This is a genomic window from Bacillus sp. EB106-02-03-XG38 (assembly GCF_058792175.1).
On record NZ_JBYTED010000001.1, the window covers coordinates 1,227,898 to 1,246,447 of the forward strand.

Below are 18,550 nucleotides of genomic sequence, written 5' to 3' on the forward strand. Positions count from 1 at the left end.
TATTCTATAGGGTACATTTACCAGTGTTCTTCTCTTTATTATTTCATTAAGTAACATTAGCATTACATTCTGTATGGTTTCTTAAAAAATTTCAGTAAAAGAATATATTAATTTTGAGGTGTACAAATAGGGAGAGTGACTTCAACTGTAGTCCCCTTATTCACTTCGCTTTCAATAAATATCTTTCCCTGATGTGTTTCAATAATTTTATAACAAATCATTAATCCTAAGCCAATCCCCTCTTCTTTAATACTATAAAAAGGTTCTCCGAGGTATGGTATACGTTCTTTTGGAATCCCACACCCTTGATCGATAAAACGAATGCTTAATTGATTATTATCAAGTATATTTAATTGAATGAGAATTTCCCCTCCCATCGGCATAGATTCAATTGCATTTTTTAATATATTAACAAATACTTGCTTTAACTGATTTCCTTCACATGAAATTAATGGAATACCAGGGTTAAGATCGATTCTAATTTTTATATTGTTCATCATTGCTTGAGGTTGTAGTAGCATTAAAACTTGATCCATTAGCACACTAATATCATTAAGTTGTATTTTTGCCACCTGTGGTTTGGCTACCGTCATAAATTCATTTGTAATACTCTCTATACGCTCAATCTCTGATGATACTATATTAATATACCCCTGATTATTCTCATTTTCCGTTGATTTTAGTAATTGCATGAACCCTTTCATTGCAGTTAATGGATTATTAATCTCATGAGCCATTGCAGTCGCTAATTGTCCTACAACAGCAAGTTTTTCAGATTTTCGTAATAATTCTTCTGTTTTTAGCCGTTCAGTGATATCACGAGAAATACTTAGAAAAACCTTTTTACCATTTAAGTTAAAAACACGAACACTAAACTCAGTTGTTATTACTTTTCCTGTTGGAAAAACATATTCATCTTGCAAAGTGAAGGAAGTTTGTCCCTTTTTAATTTTTTCTAATAGCTTTACGATCATTTGAGAATCTTGTGGTACTATATTTGAAAATGATAATGAGAGCAACTCTTCTCTACTATATCCAAATCTTCTACACCCAACAGGGTTTACCTCAATAAATCGACTTGGAACATTATCTTCATTCAGCTCTACTACATATACCGCATCAGTTGCTTGTTCGATTAGTGCACGGTACTTCATTTCACTATCTCTTAATTGCTGGTGTAATCGATGCCGTTCTCTTTCTGCTTGTTTTCTTTCAGAGATGTCTCTACATATTGCTGATAAAGCTATCACATTTCCTCTTACATCTAGTATAGGAGAAACTGTCAGACTGATATCAAGAAGACTCCCATCGCTCCGTTGTCTAACAGTTTCTAATCTAGTAACTACCGATTCACCCGTTAGAATTTTCTGAATATTTTCAAGCGATTCTTCCATTAAAAAATCTGGTACACAAGGTAATCTCTTACCTATGATTTCTTGTGATGACCACCCAAATATCTTTTCATAAGCTTTATTAGCTTGTAAAATATGCCCTTCTCGATCAGAAATGGTAATAGCATCTAGATTGTGCTTTATAAATGATTCTAATAATTCTTTGGTAGCGCTTAATTCTGATTCTACCTTTTTCCTTTCGGTTATATCAACTGTAGAACCAACAACTTCAATAACTTGTCCATTTCGTTTAATCGGCCTAAGTGCAATAAGAATAATAGTTTTATCATTTGGCCAAGGTAATTCAAATATAATTTCGTTTCCTTCCCATGCCTGAAGATAGTACTTCATCAATTGTGGAACTAAATGTGGAGGAATAATAGAAGCATCAATAGTACGTAAGCTTTTTCCTACCACCTGTTCAGAATAAAATCCGTTTTGATAATAAAACTGCCCATCACATAAAGTGTGTATAAAGTGCTTACCCACTTTTTTAAATTTAAAAATTCCTCCTTGAAGCTCATGCACGGTATCTGTAAGTTCTTGCTTCGATTTTTTTAATTCTCGATTCATTTTAGATAAGTCCTGTGTTAAATAATACAATCTCTGATAGGCTTCCATAAGAAATAGCCCAATTAAAAGTCCTAACACTATATATAATAAGCCTCCTGTGTAAAGTAATGTAGTATTAAATAACACCCCAACTACCCACTTTATTCCAATAAAAACAGAAAAATATAAAGATGCACCTTTAAAAGGATGTAGTTTTTTTAAATAAGTTTTAAAAGTAGAAAATAGAATCCCCATACCTAAATAAGCAATCATAGGAGGTTCCCAATACCCTCCAATGTAAAAGATACGCATTAAAATTATGCTAATTAACGTAATCCAACCAGCAATACGACCAAAGTAAATAAAAGATAGAATAAGAGGAACAACTCGAAGATCGTAGGAAAATCCCATGTATGGAACAGAAAAGAACATTAACGTAACTGCAATAATCCCTCCATAGAGTTTTTCGAAATATCGACTAGAATTAATTGTAAACACTTGAATAAATATTGCTGCGCTAACTAATAAAGAAAAAATAGAAAGGTTGATGAAATAATCTTTAATAATCATGTAATGTCCCTCCTTGCATTAAGTGTATTCGACAAAAAAGCTAAAAATCCTACAAATTGTATAAACAGTTCAAATGCATAAATTTTAAACTAGGATAAAATTTAGAAAAGTAAATAAGGGGCACAGCAGATGAGATATTTTAATGAAAAATAGTTCAAAAAAGATAATAGTAACCGTTGACTACTATTATCTTTTTTCTTTAAGTTATCGTAATATGTCTGAAACTCTAAGGGACGTGGTATGTCATTTCATCAAACAATGATTATATGCTGAGTCATGAATATAGAAATTTCAGCAGTAATTTTTGAAAAATAACATAAAAAACAAAACTATCTTTGAAAATGGAAAAAACCTATATAAATGTCAACTAATCTATGTACAAAAACGTTCACTTAATTTTGCATAAAATCACTCCACTTAGGAAGCTAAGTAGTTCTTCAAGGTCGATAAGAACACCTGTAGATGCTTCAGGATAACTACATAATTGTATGAGTAATGTACTTGAAACCTTTCGATAAAACCATATACATAAGACAACTAACTGCTTGGTTCAATATTTACTTTTTCGCTGAACAAATTCTTTTTCTTGAGCAAAATATTCTAGGATATAAGGAGATTTTTCAATTAACTTGTTGTCTAGTTTATTATCCGGCTCCAATTACTTCGTTACTTTCAGATTCAGTTCATTATATTTTGTACTTTGTCTTTATACACAACATATTCTTTACCATCCACTACTGCTACTACCGCAAATTCATCATTTGGATTGAATGAAAGCCAATCAGCCCACATGTTAGTATTAGCCCCTCCACTCCACATATTATGAACAGTGTTTTTAGTTAAATTCATAACTTTATAAGACGCATTTGGCGCATTTGTTCCAGTCTTTATTTCAAAAGTGTATGCGTTATGAATTTTTTTATAAAAGTAGAAAACGTTTGATGGACGAAGCTGATTCAAAAAATCCTGTTCTTTTTTCTCTGCAATTTTTATCCCTTCTTGCAAAGTGACAACATCTGTTTTTAATGTTTTCCAACTGTTTTTCGCTGCATTCAAGCTAGGGGTTAAGAATTTATATTTATTTTGATCAGCTTTTTGATCAGCTTTATCAATATGTCCCAGTACACCCGAATATTGAGAATCTAAATCCTCCCATTGCGTAGACATATAAGTAAGAGCAGTGATAGCACTATCAAGCATACTATGCATATCACTAATATTATGAAATGCAACTCCAACTACACGATTCAATGTTATTTTATAATCTACAGTCTGACGCAATTTTTCTAATTCAGGTTCTAGCCAACCTAACTTACCTCTTGCATCACCTATCATTATGCCACCAGCAATCAAGGTTGGAATAAAGGGGATTTTCACCATGTCTAAGCCCTTAGATTCTATGTCTTTCTGATATTTTACTTGTCCCAAAAGGTCCTCTAGACGCTTTTGGTCAGCCTCCACATCAGCACCTTGGTTTTTTAAAATCGATTGCAATGTCTCTTTATGACTTCCAAATGTTCTAACATCTTCTCCAATAGCATTTTTTAATTGAATTAATTCTTCTATTAATGCTTTTGCAGACTTTTGATTTTGTTGAATTCCTCCCTGTAAATCTATAATCCCTTTTTTTAAAGTATCTCCATTTCCAGTATTGATCGCCTCTACTAATGTTTCATAATAATTTTCAAATTTTGTATCGTATTCTATAATGCCTGTCAATGTATCAAAAAGCTGTTTTTTTACTTGTGTATTCCATGTAACAGCATGTGCTCTTGCATTCTTTTGATCTTGTACAATTTTACTAGGTAAATCTGCATTTCCATTAATAGTTATTCCTTCAAAACTCACATCAGGATTATGAATTAGCAAATAAGAATATTCATTCATAGCTTTTGCAAATAAACCAGCATCTTGCAAAGCTTTTTTCATCTGTTCTTCATTTGCTGAAAGAGACATATTTTCAGTGTTCGTTTGTTGAATTTCAATTGCAAAAGTTTCTAGTGGTATGACTGCATAAGTAGTTGTTATAGTTAAAAATGCTGATACAGCGAGTAGTTTATTAGGAATTTTTTTCATCATTTCGTATTCCTCCTATATAAGGTATGGTTTCAAGTTCTAATCTTATTAAAAAGCGATGTCTTTCAAAATGAGTTCTACATCTTTTATCAGTATCGTTTGAACTTTCTTTAGCAGCCTTCAAATCATTAAGTATTAAAGAAAATGTATATAATCTGCTTCAAATTAACCGATTCTGTTGCAAATTTTAAAAAAGCAATTAAACTACAAGGTTATTTTTTATTCGAATCATACTTATATATAATTGAAAGGCGAAGTCTTTAATGAGACTCCGCCTTTCTGTTATATAAGGATTTATTAATTATTACTTTTCTGTTTAACAGTGTAATCATAGACTTTCTATGTTTTAGTTCACTTTACAACAGAATTAATATTTCCCTATTTTTGTGGAGTAACAGTTTCCACTTTTAATTCCTTTATTCCTTCTTTTAATGTAACAGCATCTGTTCTTAATGTTTTCCAACTGTCTTTCGCTGCATTTAAATTAGGTTTTAAGAATTTAAATTTATTTTGATCGGCTTTTTGAGCTGCATTCTCAATATGCCCTAGAACGCCCGAATATTGAGAATCTAAATCATGCCACTGCGTGGACATATAAGTAAGAGCGTTAATAGCATCATCAAGCGCCTTGTGCATTTCATTAATATTACTGTAAGCAACTCCAACTACACGATTTAAGGTTACTTTATAATCCACGGTCTGACGTAATTCTGCTAATAAAGGCTCTAACTTACCTAAATTATCCCTTGCTACTCCCACTATGATACCGCCAATTATTGGTAGACCCAAAATAGCACCCTTCATTACATTAAACCCATCAGATTCTAATTGTTTATAATAGTTTACTGATCCTAATACTTCTTCTAGACGCTTTTGATCGGCATCAACATCTGCACCTTGATTTTTTAAAATTGACTGCAAGAGCTCTTTATTACTTCCAAATGCTCTAACATCGTGTCCAATAGAGTCTCTTAATTTAGTTAATTCTTCTATTAGTTGTTGTGCATACTTTTGATTTTGTTGAATTTCACCTCGTAAATCTGTAATCCCTTCTTTTAAAGTTTCTCCATCCCCTGTATTAATCGCCTCTATCATTGTTTCATAATAATTATCAAATGTTGTATCGTACTCAACAATACCATTCAATGTATCTAAAAGCTGTTTTTTTACTTTCGTATCCCAAGTAACGGCATGTGCCCTTGCATTCTTTTGATCTTGTACGATTCTACCAGGTAAATCTACATATCCATTAATGGTAATTCCCTCAAAATTCACATCAGGATTCTTAATTAACATATAAGAATAGGCATTCATAGATTTTGCAAATAATCCAGCCTTTTGCAAGGTCTCTTTCATTCTCGCTTCATTTGCAGAAAGAGCCGTATCTCCATTATTCGTTTGTTCAATTTCAATTGCAAAAGTTGTTACTGGTGAAACTACATTAGCAGTTGTAATAGTTAATAGCGTCGATACAGCGAGTAATTTGTAAGGGATTTTTTTTATCATTTCATTTTCCTCCAATTTAGGTTTTAAATTTCAGTTCTACTCCTGTTTAAAAGCAATATCTTTTGAAATGAATTCTGCATCTTTATGAATATCATTCCAACTTTCTTTAGCGGCTTTTAAATCATCTGGTATTAAAGAGAATTTGTGGTCTTGCATAGAATCGATATTATCCAATAAATCTGTATAATTTGCGCCCATTGTATTCCATTGCTTTTGAATATTTGTTAGAGACAATATCGCTTGATCTACAGTCTGGTATAAATATGCCAATGTTTCTTTCGCGTTAGTAAGCGAAAGAACTGCTTGATTAGCACGATCTGCTTTCATACTTAATTCTCCGATTTTGTTAGAAATTTCATTATAGGAATCCATATGCTTAGATGCTGTGACACCAGCCGCAGTTCCTAGACCGATACCAGCTGCGCCAAGAGCCGAGAGTCCACCAACAACAGCCGGTGTTGCTGTACCGCCAGTTACAACAATAACTACCGCTCCTCCAATAGCTGCAATAACTAAAATAGCTGCTCCCAATCCACCACCAATTGACCATGCTAATACATCATCAAAATGTTTTTTCTGAGTAGAACGAAGTTGCTCAATTTCAGCTTGAAGTTGTGGAATCGTTGCCTGTTGACCTGCTAATATTGCAGTTAATCCACCTTTCCCATCTGGACCACCAACATTATTTTTAAAATCTGTAGAATTTTGATATAGTTTCCCTTTGAAGTCTTGTAGCATCTTAATCACATCTGTAACTTCTTTTGAATTTGTATTGATTGTAGTAATTAAATCATTTATACCCTCTTTTAGACCTGCCTTATCTTTCTTTTGTACAGTTTCTACTAATGTGTCGTAATAATTTTGAAATTGTTCATCGTAATTTACAATATTACGAGCAGTTTTTTGAATCTGTGGCTTCGCTGTATCTAACCAGTAATTCGCATTGATTCGTGACAGCTCTTGATTAAGGTGAATATTTTTGAGCAACTCTCCCCCCTCTGAGCCTAAATCGATATTAGATAAATTTACATTTGGTTGCTTAATCATTGTTTTTGCGTATAAATCCATTACTAGAATATGAGACCCTGTTTCAGCTAATGCTTTCTTCAGTCCTTCGGGGCCTAATGCATAATTGCCTACTTTTTGTTCTTGAGCGGTCGTTTCTTGTGCAAATGCATGAATAGTGTTACCGGTAGTAGCAGTTATAACAGTTGCTAATGTAGCTAAAGTTAGTACTTTGAATGGAAATTTTTTCATGACTATTCTCCTTCTTTCGCTAAATGCTTATAATCTTTATGAATTCCCAAAAAACGCAATATTAAAATTTATATACTTGTTCTTCAAGGTAACTTATTACATTTTTTAATTGTCTTAATGTATCTTTTTGAGACTGCTCGTTAGTTGTATCAACATTAGTAGATAATTTTGTAATGCTATTTTTTATTAGATTTAAATCTTCTTTATAGCGCTTTAGTAGATCAAGTTCTACATCTACTTGATTTGCAAACGTATGCAAATCATTTTGTGTAAGAAGAAGCATTGATTTTTGTAAATCAGCTATTGATAATTTCGTTGTTAAATCATATATTTTTTGATTTTGTTTCTCTAAATCATCTAAATATGCTCGCTGTTCTGCTGTTAATTTATTTACTTCAGCAAAAACGCCAAATGTTTTCTTAATCTTTTCGGTATCAATGGCTTTCATCAGGTCATACTCTTGTGTTTTTGCTGCGGCTGCGGCTGCTATTTCACCTTGTTTGCTTTTCTCAATTGCTTCACGAGCCGCTTTTTTTGCTGATTCAATCTCTAGAGCAGTTTTACCTTGTTCTGTCGCTTCTTGCGCCGCTTTTTTCTCCGCTTCTAGAATAGAGTTGTTGATTTCTTTTCCTTTGTTATACGCTGCCACCCCTGCTTGAGCTGCCGGTTCAATAATTTCTTTTGAAAGACTATAAACTTCTTTGAATATAGCAAATCCCTGCTCATTTAAAGCTCCTGGTATTAATGCAATTTGTTGTAAATCATTTTGAATTGCTTTTTTGGTATTTAATATTTCATTTTTTAACTGATCTATTTTTCCTGTTCCATCTGTACTTAGTATGCCTTGCGCAGTTGCCACATCAGTATCAAAATCTTTTAATTTTTTATCAAGCTGTAATTTAAGATCTGTTAATTCATTGATTTGTCGTTGCGCATTTTCTTGATTCGTCATAGCCATTTCTTGAAGTACTTCAAGTCTATCCGAAAACCCTTCTCTATCTTCTTTATTGTCTACAAACGATTTTAATGTCGGGTAATAACTATTAAATTTTGTTACAAATCCTTTACTTTTTGAATTTAATAGAATTAACTGTGGATAGAGTTCCGATGACCATTCCTTCATATCTTGTTTGATTAGGAATTGATTGGTATTTAAAGCTGGGACTTCCTCTAGCTGTACATTAGGACTCATTAAAGATTGATCAATATACGTTTGGACTAATTTAGAATGCGCACCTAATTTTCGTAATGACGAAGAAATATCCATGTTTTCTTGTTGAGTTTCTGCTTGAACGATTGGTGTTGCGAGAGTATTGATAGGAATAGTTGCTCCAGTTACAATGGATGTTATTAAAAATCCTGTCATTATTTTAGTTTTCATTCCGTACACTCCTTTACCATTGTTTTTATAACTTAATTCATATAACTTGTACGACCGCTCTCTTTGTAAACTGGATAAGAAGGAGAAATCTTTCAGATACGTTAATATCGTTGTTTTTTACTTCTAATAGGATATAAGGATTTTATTTATCTCTCATTTCGAAGTTGCGGTTTAACTTACAGAATCGTGAGGATCAATAAACCAATGCTTACAGTTAATCTTGTCATAACATTGTTTAATTTCAATTTGATAATATCCCTCTTAGTTTTGTCAGCAAACTCCTTACTAGACAACAAAAGGTGAAATTATACTGTACATTGCTTATACTTTTATTGCGGAATAACTTCACTTTTGTTATGCAGAAACTTAGAACACGTTTATTACCAATTTGATTCTTGACCTCTCGTAAACAAAAAGACTATTCAGAAAAATATTTCCAACATAATGTTACTTACAACTTCACTATAATTCCTATTAGCGTAACCTTCTCCTTTCTGTCTGGTCATACCAGTTATGTTGTTCATTAAAACATTAAATTTTTAATGCGTAAATAGAAAAAATTTGTCGATTAAGCTCGATAATTCACTGTTAAATAAAAATATGTCCCGAAAAAAATTATATAAATATAGTTATTCGTAAATTTCATTTCTGTAATTGGAATGATTACAAATTAATGTGTATACGGTTAAAAATAACTATTTTAGCTCAACCAAGAAATTTTATTTTAGAAAAAATACTTATAGAATAATATAATAGGTCTTTTTATACTTTTTTTCCTTTATTTAGTTATGTATAATTGCATATAACATAGATATATTTAGTAATCTATGTTATATTGTTGATTTTTTACAAAAACATTCTAATATCAATATTAACAAATATTAAACTTGAAGATATTAGTCTATAAACTTATCATCGTTATAAACATAGGTTCTAAATTACAAAAAAGCTGCAAAGCTTCCTTGAAACACTTTGCAGCCTTCTGTCTTTTTGTTTTCTTTAGCAAAATAATGGTTAGTGTATTTTCATTTTTCGGGATACTTATACCCATGTTTAAGTCTTTACATTGTAGATAGCAGATAACAAGCTTATATTATTGTATATTTTTCACGGTACTGCCTAGGAGTCATGCTAGTATTTTTTTTGAAAACTCTTATAAAATAACTTTGGTCATTAAAGTTTAGCCAAGCACAGATATCTGATAACGAATAAGTAGTGAGTGTTAATAATTTTTTTGCTTCTTCCACTCGTTCCCTTTGAATATATTCGCTTAAAGTAATTCCCATTTCTTTTTTAAATAGTTTAGACAGATAAGTAGGCGTAATTTCTAAATGATTAGCAAGTTCATTCAGAGATATTCCATCGTAAACATTTTTATTAATATGTTTTATACATGTAGTAACCGCGTAAGAATACTTTTTTGCATTGTATTCTTTCACACGATCTGCAAAGGTACGTAAAGCGTCCCCTGACAATCGCTTTACAGATTCTACATTATCTAATTGTTCTAAGGTTTGTATATATAAAATACTATGAGCAAAAGCAATATCTGGTGGCAGGTTTCCTTCTATTGCATATCGAGTGGCTAAGGTAATCGCAATAATTCCAAGGTTTTTTTGATTCCTGAGCGGATCCTCTATTAACATAAGTTCAACATCTTCTTGCGAAACCGCATACATATACTGTATTAACTTTTTTTTATTTCCTTCTTTGATAGTCGAAAAGAAATCATTTACTAATGCCATATTGTGAGTTTTAGGTTTGTTTTGTCGGCGTTTTAAAATATATAAGTCAGGTTTCACAATTTTATTAGGAACTTCCTCTAGTACTTTATTTTTTTCCAAGACAATATCTACATCTAACTTTTCATTGAAAATCATGTAATGTAATAAAATTCCCATATCAATTAATGTAGTTTTTTTAATCTCAGATAAACACTGATAATAGGCAAGTCTTTCTTGAATGTTATCATTTGATTTAAATTCTTTCTGAAATTTTATGATCATATCATCTGAATCTTTTGGATGTATAGTAGGACCGATTATAATAGTCCCTTTAATATCATCATGATTTTCTATATGAATTAGAACAAAATTTTCAAGATAGTTGTTACTTCGGAAAAGTGGCAAGTTACAGGGATCATTTTCTTGATAAATATCAGTAAGATGTTCTTCTTTTGAAGAATAAAAAGGACTACAAACATTATCAAATGTAGAATGATATAAAATTTTTCTGTCTGCAGATAAAATATGCACAGGGGCATTAAATGCTTTATGTGCAAGATCACACAAGTGTTGTATATCGATGGAAGTATTCATTGCATTCTCCTTTATAGATCCATAAAATATATTCTGTTATATATAATTCACGACAAATAATACTATAAAATATCAAATTAGTACAATTCACAACAAAATATTACTATATCTTTTTTATAAAAATCATATATTATTTAATTGTAGTTAGCATCTAAATATCAGAGTAGATAAGTAAAGGAAATACACTAAGTTCTTTTCTTAATTCTACAAGATATAATTATTGAACTTGAGAAAACAGTGAAGTACTACAAAATACAGTGGTAGTCAATGCGAGGACCAAGCTGGAAAAAGCTTCAAAATGCAGCGAAAGTTACAGGAAATACTATATCACCGCAAGAAACAACAGTCAAAGTTCCAATTCAATCACTTATACAAATTGAATTCAAAAAATAAATACTGCTAATTTAAATATGAAACTGAAAAACCACTTCGTTCCAAATTTTAGAAAAAGATAATAACGAAGTCATGAAATTGGAAACAGCTGAAAGTGATAAGGCTATTTTTGAAACACTATGCTTTGAAAAATACAAGGTGGAGGAAATTCAAGTACTCAATTAAACATTTAATTGAGAAAAAGGTCTTTTCCTCATCAAAAAATAAGAATAAAAAACGAATGGAATACCCAAAATTTTTATAACTAGTCGCAACATTAGTTTTACTTTCCACAAAAGAGGAAAAAATATATATACTTTACAAATACTAAGAAGAGCAAACTAGATAGTTTTATTACCGCATCACATAAAGTGAAACTTTAATCAGTGGGGGGTTTGTTCATCCCCCACTGATTATTAGCCCTCACCAATCGGGCTTTTACGGACAGTTGATCCCCCACCTAACTTCTTTGCTTCCGCTGAATTTTGAGGTGGGGGTCTTACTTCCCACAAATAGCGGGATAAACTTATTATTCATTTCCAAATACAATAGTTGTTAATCAACAAAAAAACTTTAATAATTAAGGTGCACAGTAAATTGACCTCAAAACAGTAATTACTACAATATCAGTTTTTACTTATTCTATAAAAAGAAATATCACTTGATAATTATTCCTTTATATCGATTTAGACATAATTTTTTTATTATAGCGGCTTAAGTATCATGGAATTAAAATTACAAACAATACCAAAACTCTTTTAACGGCCCATACATCATCCATATTGAATTAATTATCTTTTAATACCTATTCCATTAACACAACTACAAAAGGTTGTTACAAAGGAATCTGAGAGGTTTTTTAAATTTCAAAATTTATTTTTTGTAAATTAAAGGAAAAATAATCCATATATATACGGATTATTTTCTTAGTGTAATCTGTATTAACCTGTTAACTGTTTTTCAGGCATTCGAAATAAGCGTTTTGTAATCTCTCCACCGATCGAACCATTTACAGATGATGTATCAGGTCCCAGTGTGACTCCTAGTTCAAAGAGCAATTTCATACTTCATTTGCTCAATAGTACTTGTAGTAGCAGAAGTAAAAATTTCATTTGTATTACTTTCGTATCTTTGAATATTTATAATTGCACTTCCAATATATTTATAAATAACATGTGCCTAATTATGCTATTTATGCATGAGTAACCTAATTTCTTCTAGTATTTTTATGAGAACCCTTTCCCTCCCCTTATGCCACCAATTAAATTTGAAACATAAATGTACATTGCATTTCAATATGACAATAACATCTACAAAAGCAACGAATTTACTACTTTAAAGTTAAGTGTTTAACCTTGAAGTACTTAAATTCTTTTTCCAGATAAAGCATACATTATATCTTGATGCTTGATTGTCCTCTTATAATTATGTGGTATCGGGAATTTGTTTCGGTGTTCTTTCATTATAATTAAAGTTTGAAGTTCTATGCTCAATACTTTTGCGAGAACATGATAGTTATATCCATTGTTTAACAGAGAAATTATGTCATAAAACATAGTTTTTCCGCCTACTAATTTTACTAATCTATTCTTTAACTCATCTCTTTTTTCTTTAGCTTCATCCATTTCTAACAACATGGATTTTTTATTTGTTTGCTTAATGTATTTAGTATATAACTCTGGGAATTCTTTTTGGACTTCTTTGTTTAATACTGGTTTATATTTAATCATATAAGTAACTTGTAACAATGAGCGTTTTAACAAACTATCTTCAATGAGATACGCTACTTTATTAAATAAATGGACATATTCCTCAATATTGGAATAACTATTAAAATGAGCTAATACTCTACTTTTTATACTAAAAGCCTTGCCTACATAAATAATATTGTCATTATAATCTTTAATGAAATAAATACCACTGTCAGATTTTTTCAATTTATTATCTAATTCTTCTATACTCATAAAATGGAATTCACTCATACTTCTCTCTCCTTAGCAGTTTTAAATCGTAAAAAACAAGCAAGGTTTCTAAAAAAGTACTTAGCTGCCCTAGCATCTCTTATTTTATCTCTTGCTAAATGTCAAAAAACTGTTTCTATGTTCCTCAACTATCAATATGATTATTAATAAAATTTTCTATCGTTATTATCTCGCAATTTTATCATGTAATTTCGAGATCGTTTCCTCATTTAAATTACTGTGTTTTATCGAATAAAGGAAATATATTACTACCCCAATAGTAATCCAAATACTAAAGTACACCCATGTCCTTAACGGTAAATTTAGCATTAAAAACAAACAGCATACAATTGCAACGCATGGTAATACAGGTACAAAAGGTACCATAAATCCACGTTTTAAATTTGGGTGTGATTTACGTAGAATAATAACTGATAGACAAACTAACGCAAACGTCACCAAACTACCGATATTAACTAAATTAACTAATTCTTTCAAATCAATAAACCCAGCTATTATAGAGCTCCCTATTCCTGCCAATCCAGTTATAAAAGTGGGTGCTCCAGTTTTCTTATTAACTTTCGCAAATGATTTCGGTAACAATCCATCACGACTCATTGCAAAGAATACTCGTGTTGCCGCATACATATTGGAAAAAATAACAGCCATAAGGCCAATTACAGCACCTGCAGCAATTGCACCAGCGACTTTTCCTTGTCCTACAACTTCCATTACATAAGCCATCGCCTCAGGAACATTTAATTCTTTATAGGAAACCATTCCTGTCATAACAAGGCATACCATAACATAAATAATTGTACATATGATTAATGATGCAATAATACCGATCGGAAGATTACGTTTCGGATCTTTTACTTCTTCTGCTGAAGTTGCTAATATATCAAAACCCGTAAAAGCGAATAAAATAGCTGCTCCACCCGTAAAAACTCCACTTAAACCGTATGGTGCAATTGGTATCCAGTTCATTGGTTTTACATAGAATATACCAACCGTAATAAACAACAAAATCATTCCAATTTTAATCAATACCATTGTATTATTGATTCGTTTACTTTCCCTCGTACCACGGGATAACATCCATGCTAATATCAATGTAATGATTACTGCTGGTAGATTCACAATACCACCATGCGAAGGAATCGTTACTAGAGCTTTAGGTATCTCTAATCCAAATCCCTTTATTAAATTGTGGAAATAGCCTGTCCATCCAGCAGCGACAGCCGCTGTTGCCACGATATATATTAATAGCAATGACCAACCTACTAGATGAGCAACAAACTCACCAATTGTTGCATATGAGTATGTATATACACTACCAGACGCCGGGAGTGTAGAAGCAATTTCCGCGTAACATAATGCTATAAATCCACATATAATTGCTGCAAGTATAAATGAAAAAACAACTGCTGGGCCAGCATTTCTTGCTGCTACTAATCCAGTTAACACAAGAACGCCCGTTCCAACTATCGAGCCTACCCCTAACATAATTAAATCAAATGCTCCTAATGTTTTCGTTAAAGTCTTGCTTTGATTATGCTCTAACAATTGTGTAACGGATTTCTTTTTTAGTAAATTACTCATATTTTCTGTATCCCCTTTAAAATAAGGTTTATTCTTCTCGTTAGTGTTGTATATAAATTTACTTAGTTATTAACTAGCCTCATAATATTTCTTTTACATTAAATAGATTTAAAATATTATATAAATTCGCTTCTCACTTACTAGTTAAACTAGACATTTCCATAGATTTTTGCGTACAACGTTTCATAGCTGAAATGATAGCTGTTCTTAAACCTTTTTCTTCTAGCGTTACTACAGCCTCTATCGTCGTTCCACCTGGAGAACAAACCATATCCTTCAATTCACCTGGATGTATTCCTGTTTCCAATACCATTTTTGCAGAACCTAATACAGCCTGAGCCGCAAATTTATAAGCTTGTTTTCTCGGCATACCGCCAAGTACAGCAGCATCTGCCATGGCTTCTATAAACATATACACATATGCTGGAGAAGAACCACTAATAGATGTAACAACATCCATTAGTTTTTCATTTATGACCTCCGTCTGGCCGAAAATATTAAATATGTTCAGTACCTCTTTTATATCTTTTTCTGTAACCATTTCATTAAAACATAAAGCAGACATTCCTTCTCCAACAAGTGCCGGTGTATTAGGCATTACTCTAACAACTTTTAACTTTCTACCAAATTCATTCTCAGTGCTCTTAATACTTTTCCCTGCAGCAATAGTTACAACGATTACATCATTTTTTATTTGATCTTTTATTTGGTTAATTACCGATGAGTATAAATCTGGTTTGATTGATAAAATTAAAATGTCAGCGCTGTTAGCGACTTCATTGTTGTTAGTAGTTATAGTTATGCCATATTCATTACTGGCATTTTTTAAATTAATGACATTTAAATCTGAACAAATTATTTGATCTGGAGAAACTATATTTTTTTTAATCATCCCACCTATCATAGCAATACCCATGTTTCCACATCCGATGAATCCTATTTGTTTATTCATAATAATTTGCTCTTACTCCTTCTACTCTAAATTTTATTGATTTTGAAATTATTATTCTAAATAAGGGCTATTACAATTACTTGGTTTATCAATAGAATTTCAAAATTCTCCTTCCTATATAGAGCTTACATATACCTCTAATAACTTCTTTGCTTTCGCTGAATTTTGAGGTGTGGGTCTTACTGCCCGGCAAATAGCGGGATAAAATCATTTCTTTAATCTATAATAAGAAGGACATAAAAAAACAAAAAGTTACAAAAATTTTCAAATTAAAACTTTTATAACTTTTTGTTTTGATGTAAATATAATTTCAATTAATGTATCTCACCGTTTTAAACTTGACGCTCCATAATCTTGTATAGTTACATTTATATGATATTTAATCGGTACTTTACTAAATGTTTGATCCCAATCTTTTTTGACTTTCTCCCATGTTCTCGGGTGTTTAATTCTTAATTGGTTGCCAAAACCCGCAATATCGACTTGATATTCTTTTTGTATTTTTTTTGTAACATGATGTACTAAGTGCTTTACTTCTTTTTCAATAGCTTTTTCTTCCCTTTTTAAAAATTCATTTTCAAAATCTTTTCCTGATTGCATCCAATTTTCAGACAAACGCCCTTCTGATTCAATGTTTACATCAAAGGAAATATTATTTCCGTTAACATGTGGTATGATTTTGCTTTTTATTGACTTTATCTCGTATATAATAAGTTTCTTTGATTCTTTATCAAAAGTTTTTACCACACCACCATTCCTTTTTCCGTTTATCCATACTACTCCTTCCAATTCCTGTTCATTTAAAAAGCCCATCAACTTTTTTGTCTTTCCTTTAATTACAGCAGCTCCTGCAAATTTTGTTTCTCCTTTTATCGAGATTACATTTTGCAAAAGAAAACTGGACCCTGACCGCATCTTTCCTTCCAATTTAGCGAGCGATACAGGAGGTAAAATCCTTGTTGTTCTATTTCTATTATCTGCAATTCCAGACAAACGAAATGCTGGGATTTCTCCTTTTTTGTTTGATTCCAGTACCTCCTTCGCTAGACCCTTGCTAATTAAGAGCATACAGCTAAGCCGAACTTCATTGTCACGGAGATACTGTTCAAGTAATTGTTCTAAACTGTATGTACGTACAAGACTATCACTAATAACAATGTTTTTTAAATGTGGGCTGAACATTGTGCTCTCTCTTTTCAATGAAAACTCACGAACAATTTGATGAATGGAATCACCGGTCTCAGAAACATTTATATAACGTTTTTGTTGTCCATTTCCTTTACTTTGTGCTTGTGAACTAACAATTTGATAAGTAGCTGTTATAAGATTTCTTTTAGGATAACCTCCTTCCTCATCCTCTTTCTCAATTGTTGAATCCTTCCCTTTATCTAGTGCTATACCTGCAGTTAAACTCAACTCTTCTACTTCTTTACTACTCCAACATCCTGTTAAAAATAGAAGCAAAAGCGTCCATAACAAAGCCAAATAGAACCGCATATAATTAAATTTATTTTTCACACTACTCCTCCTTTTAATCGCGTAATAATAAGAAGAAGCAGTGGCAGTAAACCAAATAAAAATAAAGCAGCATTACCGAGCATATCCCCCAATTTAAGCAAGTCATTTATATTTTTCGAAGTCATAGCAATGATGTAAATGATTGGAATCAAAGCGAAAATAAGCGGATGAATACTCTTTTTAAAAAGTTGCGCTAATCCTAATGCAGCTGCATAATAACTAATCGTATAGGTAGCAAATATTTGCATAATCCATATTACAAGCAGTAAAGATTCAAAGCGTTCAAATATCAATCCAGAAATTTCAAAACTGCGCATAAGGTCAATTGTCGGCCATGTTCTTGTTACAACCCCATCAATTGATAATGCACCAATGACCATTACAACAGTTATTACATAAAAGATTAACGGAATAGAAATTCCAACTAAAATAGCTTTTACTGCTTTATTTCGTTGTTCCATAAATACCAAAAGAATTAACATAATTTCAGGACCTGTATATGCGAGAGACGTTGTTTTTATCCCATCTAACACTGGTTTAATCCCCAAACCCAATACGGGACGGAGATTATCTATCTCAAATATTCCGATACTCATAAAGGAAATGAGTAAAAAAATAAAAAAAGTAATAGGAAATATTATTTCAAACATCCGTGCAATTGAATTAATACCACTCATAATCAAATAGAGACCTATCCACATAAAAGGCATAACAATAGCCCATGTGGGGGTTCCTTCGAGCAAAAAAAAGCTTATTACTTCTGCCATTGAACGAATTTGAAATGCTGAAGTTGTAAGAAAATACCCTATAATAAGAAAACTAAGCAACCTGCCTATCCATTTCCCTACAATATCTTGACTGTATTGGTAAAATGTTTTTTCTGGAAACTGCTGACTTAATTTGACCATAATTACTCCTGAAACCATTGCCAGTATTCCACCTAATATCACACTTAGCCATACATCTGGTGTTTTCACTTTTTCCACAGATGCTCTGGGCAAAGTGAGGATTCCTGTCCCAAGTATGTAATTTACAATAATAACAACTGCTTGCGAAGTTGTTATTCGGTCTTTAAGTTTAGTAATCACTGAAGG

At 31.7% G+C, this 18,550-nt stretch carries 13 protein-coding genes and 2 pseudogenes; 2 read left to right on the forward strand and 13 right to left on the reverse strand.

All coding sequences use genetic code 11. From position 1 onward, the window contains the following. Positions 1–107: 107 nt before the first annotated feature. From AC3WTI_RS06340 to AC3WTI_RS06370, 7 genes and pseudogenes are all read right to left on the reverse strand, one after another. Complete coding sequence (locus AC3WTI_RS06340) at positions 108–2,513, reverse strand: PAS domain S-box protein (RefSeq protein ID WP_097841897.1); 2,406 nt, start codon at positions 2,511–2,513, stop codon at positions 108–110. A gap of 430 nt (positions 2,514–2,943) precedes the next feature. Next, positions 2,944–3,171 (reverse strand): annotated as a pseudogene (locus tag AC3WTI_RS06345) (hypothetical protein); the annotation flags it as partial. 20 nt (positions 3,172–3,191) lie between these two features. Then, positions 3,192–4,592 carry a hemolysin BL regulatory component HblB gene (gene hblB / locus AC3WTI_RS06350; protein ID WP_097841896.1) on the reverse strand — a complete coding sequence of 467 codons (1,401 nt, stop codon included), beginning with the start codon at positions 4,590–4,592 and terminating at the stop codon, positions 3,192–3,194. A 375-nt stretch (positions 4,593–4,967) separates the two neighbouring features. Beyond that, a complete protein-coding gene (gene hblA / locus AC3WTI_RS06355; RefSeq protein WP_097841895.1) occupies positions 4,968–6,095 on the reverse strand; it encodes a hemolysin BL binding component B in 1,128 nt (375 codons plus the stop codon). 36 nt (positions 6,096–6,131) lie between these two features. Continuing rightward, complete coding sequence (gene hblD / locus AC3WTI_RS06360; RefSeq protein ID WP_000714435.1) at positions 6,132–7,352, reverse strand: hemolytic enterotoxin HBL lytic component L1; 1,221 nt, start codon at positions 7,350–7,352, stop codon at positions 6,132–6,134. Between the two features lie 61 nt (positions 7,353–7,413). After that, positions 7,414–8,733, reverse strand: a complete 1,320-nt coding sequence (hblC, locus tag AC3WTI_RS06365; RefSeq protein ID WP_087956772.1) for a hemolytic enterotoxin HBL lytic component L2 — start codon at positions 8,731–8,733, stop codon at positions 7,414–7,416. A gap of 1,088 nt (positions 8,734–9,821) precedes the next feature. Next, the gene (locus AC3WTI_RS06370; protein WP_087956771.1) at positions 9,822–11,051 is read right to left on the reverse strand and encodes a helix-turn-helix domain-containing protein; all 1,230 of its coding nucleotides are present in this window, start codon (positions 11,049–11,051) and stop codon (positions 9,822–9,824) included. A gap of 267 nt (positions 11,052–11,318) precedes the next feature. Here AC3WTI_RS06370 and AC3WTI_RS06375 point away from each other — a divergent pair, with 267 nt between their 5' ends. Together AC3WTI_RS06375 and AC3WTI_RS06380 are read left to right on the forward strand one after the other, a co-directional pair. Next, positions 11,319–11,444, forward strand: coding sequence for a hypothetical protein (locus AC3WTI_RS06375; protein WP_255448305.1), 126 nt, complete (start codon positions 11,319–11,321; stop codon positions 11,442–11,444). A 45-nt stretch (positions 11,445–11,489) separates the two neighbouring features. Beyond that, positions 11,490–11,609 carry a peptidase gene (locus AC3WTI_RS06380; protein ID WP_087956770.1) on the forward strand — a complete coding sequence of 40 codons (120 nt, stop codon included), beginning with the start codon at positions 11,490–11,492 and terminating at the stop codon, positions 11,607–11,609. Between the two features lie 755 nt (positions 11,610–12,364). On the opposite strand, the pseudogene AC3WTI_RS06385 reads toward AC3WTI_RS06380, so the two are convergent. The 6 genes and pseudogenes from AC3WTI_RS06385 to AC3WTI_RS06410 form a co-directional block, all read right to left on the reverse strand. Continuing rightward, positions 12,365–12,566 (reverse strand): annotated as a pseudogene (locus tag AC3WTI_RS06385) (alpha/beta-type small acid-soluble spore protein). Between the two features lie 221 nt (positions 12,567–12,787). Beyond that, positions 12,788–13,405: a GIY-YIG nuclease family protein gene (locus tag AC3WTI_RS06390; RefSeq protein ID WP_306298313.1), complete on the reverse strand. Its 618-nt coding sequence runs from the start codon at positions 13,403–13,405 to the stop codon at positions 12,788–12,790. A gap of 165 nt (positions 13,406–13,570) precedes the next feature. Continuing rightward, entirely contained in the window at positions 13,571–14,986 is a 1,416-nt protein-coding gene (locus AC3WTI_RS06395) for an amino acid permease (RefSeq protein ID WP_000067454.1), read from the reverse strand. A 133-nt stretch (positions 14,987–15,119) separates the two neighbouring features. Continuing rightward, the gene (gene proC, locus AC3WTI_RS06400; protein ID WP_001041290.1) at positions 15,120–15,938 is read right to left on the reverse strand and encodes a pyrroline-5-carboxylate reductase; all 819 of its coding nucleotides are present in this window, start codon (positions 15,936–15,938) and stop codon (positions 15,120–15,122) included. Positions 15,939–16,262: 324 nt separating this feature from the next. Next, positions 16,263–17,456 carry a Ger(x)C family spore germination protein gene (locus AC3WTI_RS06405; protein WP_087956769.1) on the reverse strand — a complete coding sequence of 398 codons (1,194 nt, stop codon included), beginning with the start codon at positions 17,454–17,456 and terminating at the stop codon, positions 16,263–16,265. Continuing rightward, a complete protein-coding gene (locus AC3WTI_RS06410; RefSeq protein WP_087956768.1) occupies positions 17,453–18,544 on the reverse strand; it encodes a spore germination protein in 1,092 nt (363 codons plus the stop codon). The genes AC3WTI_RS06405 and AC3WTI_RS06410 overlap by 4 nt, the downstream gene beginning before the upstream one ends. Positions 18,545–18,550: the final 6 nt, after the last annotated feature.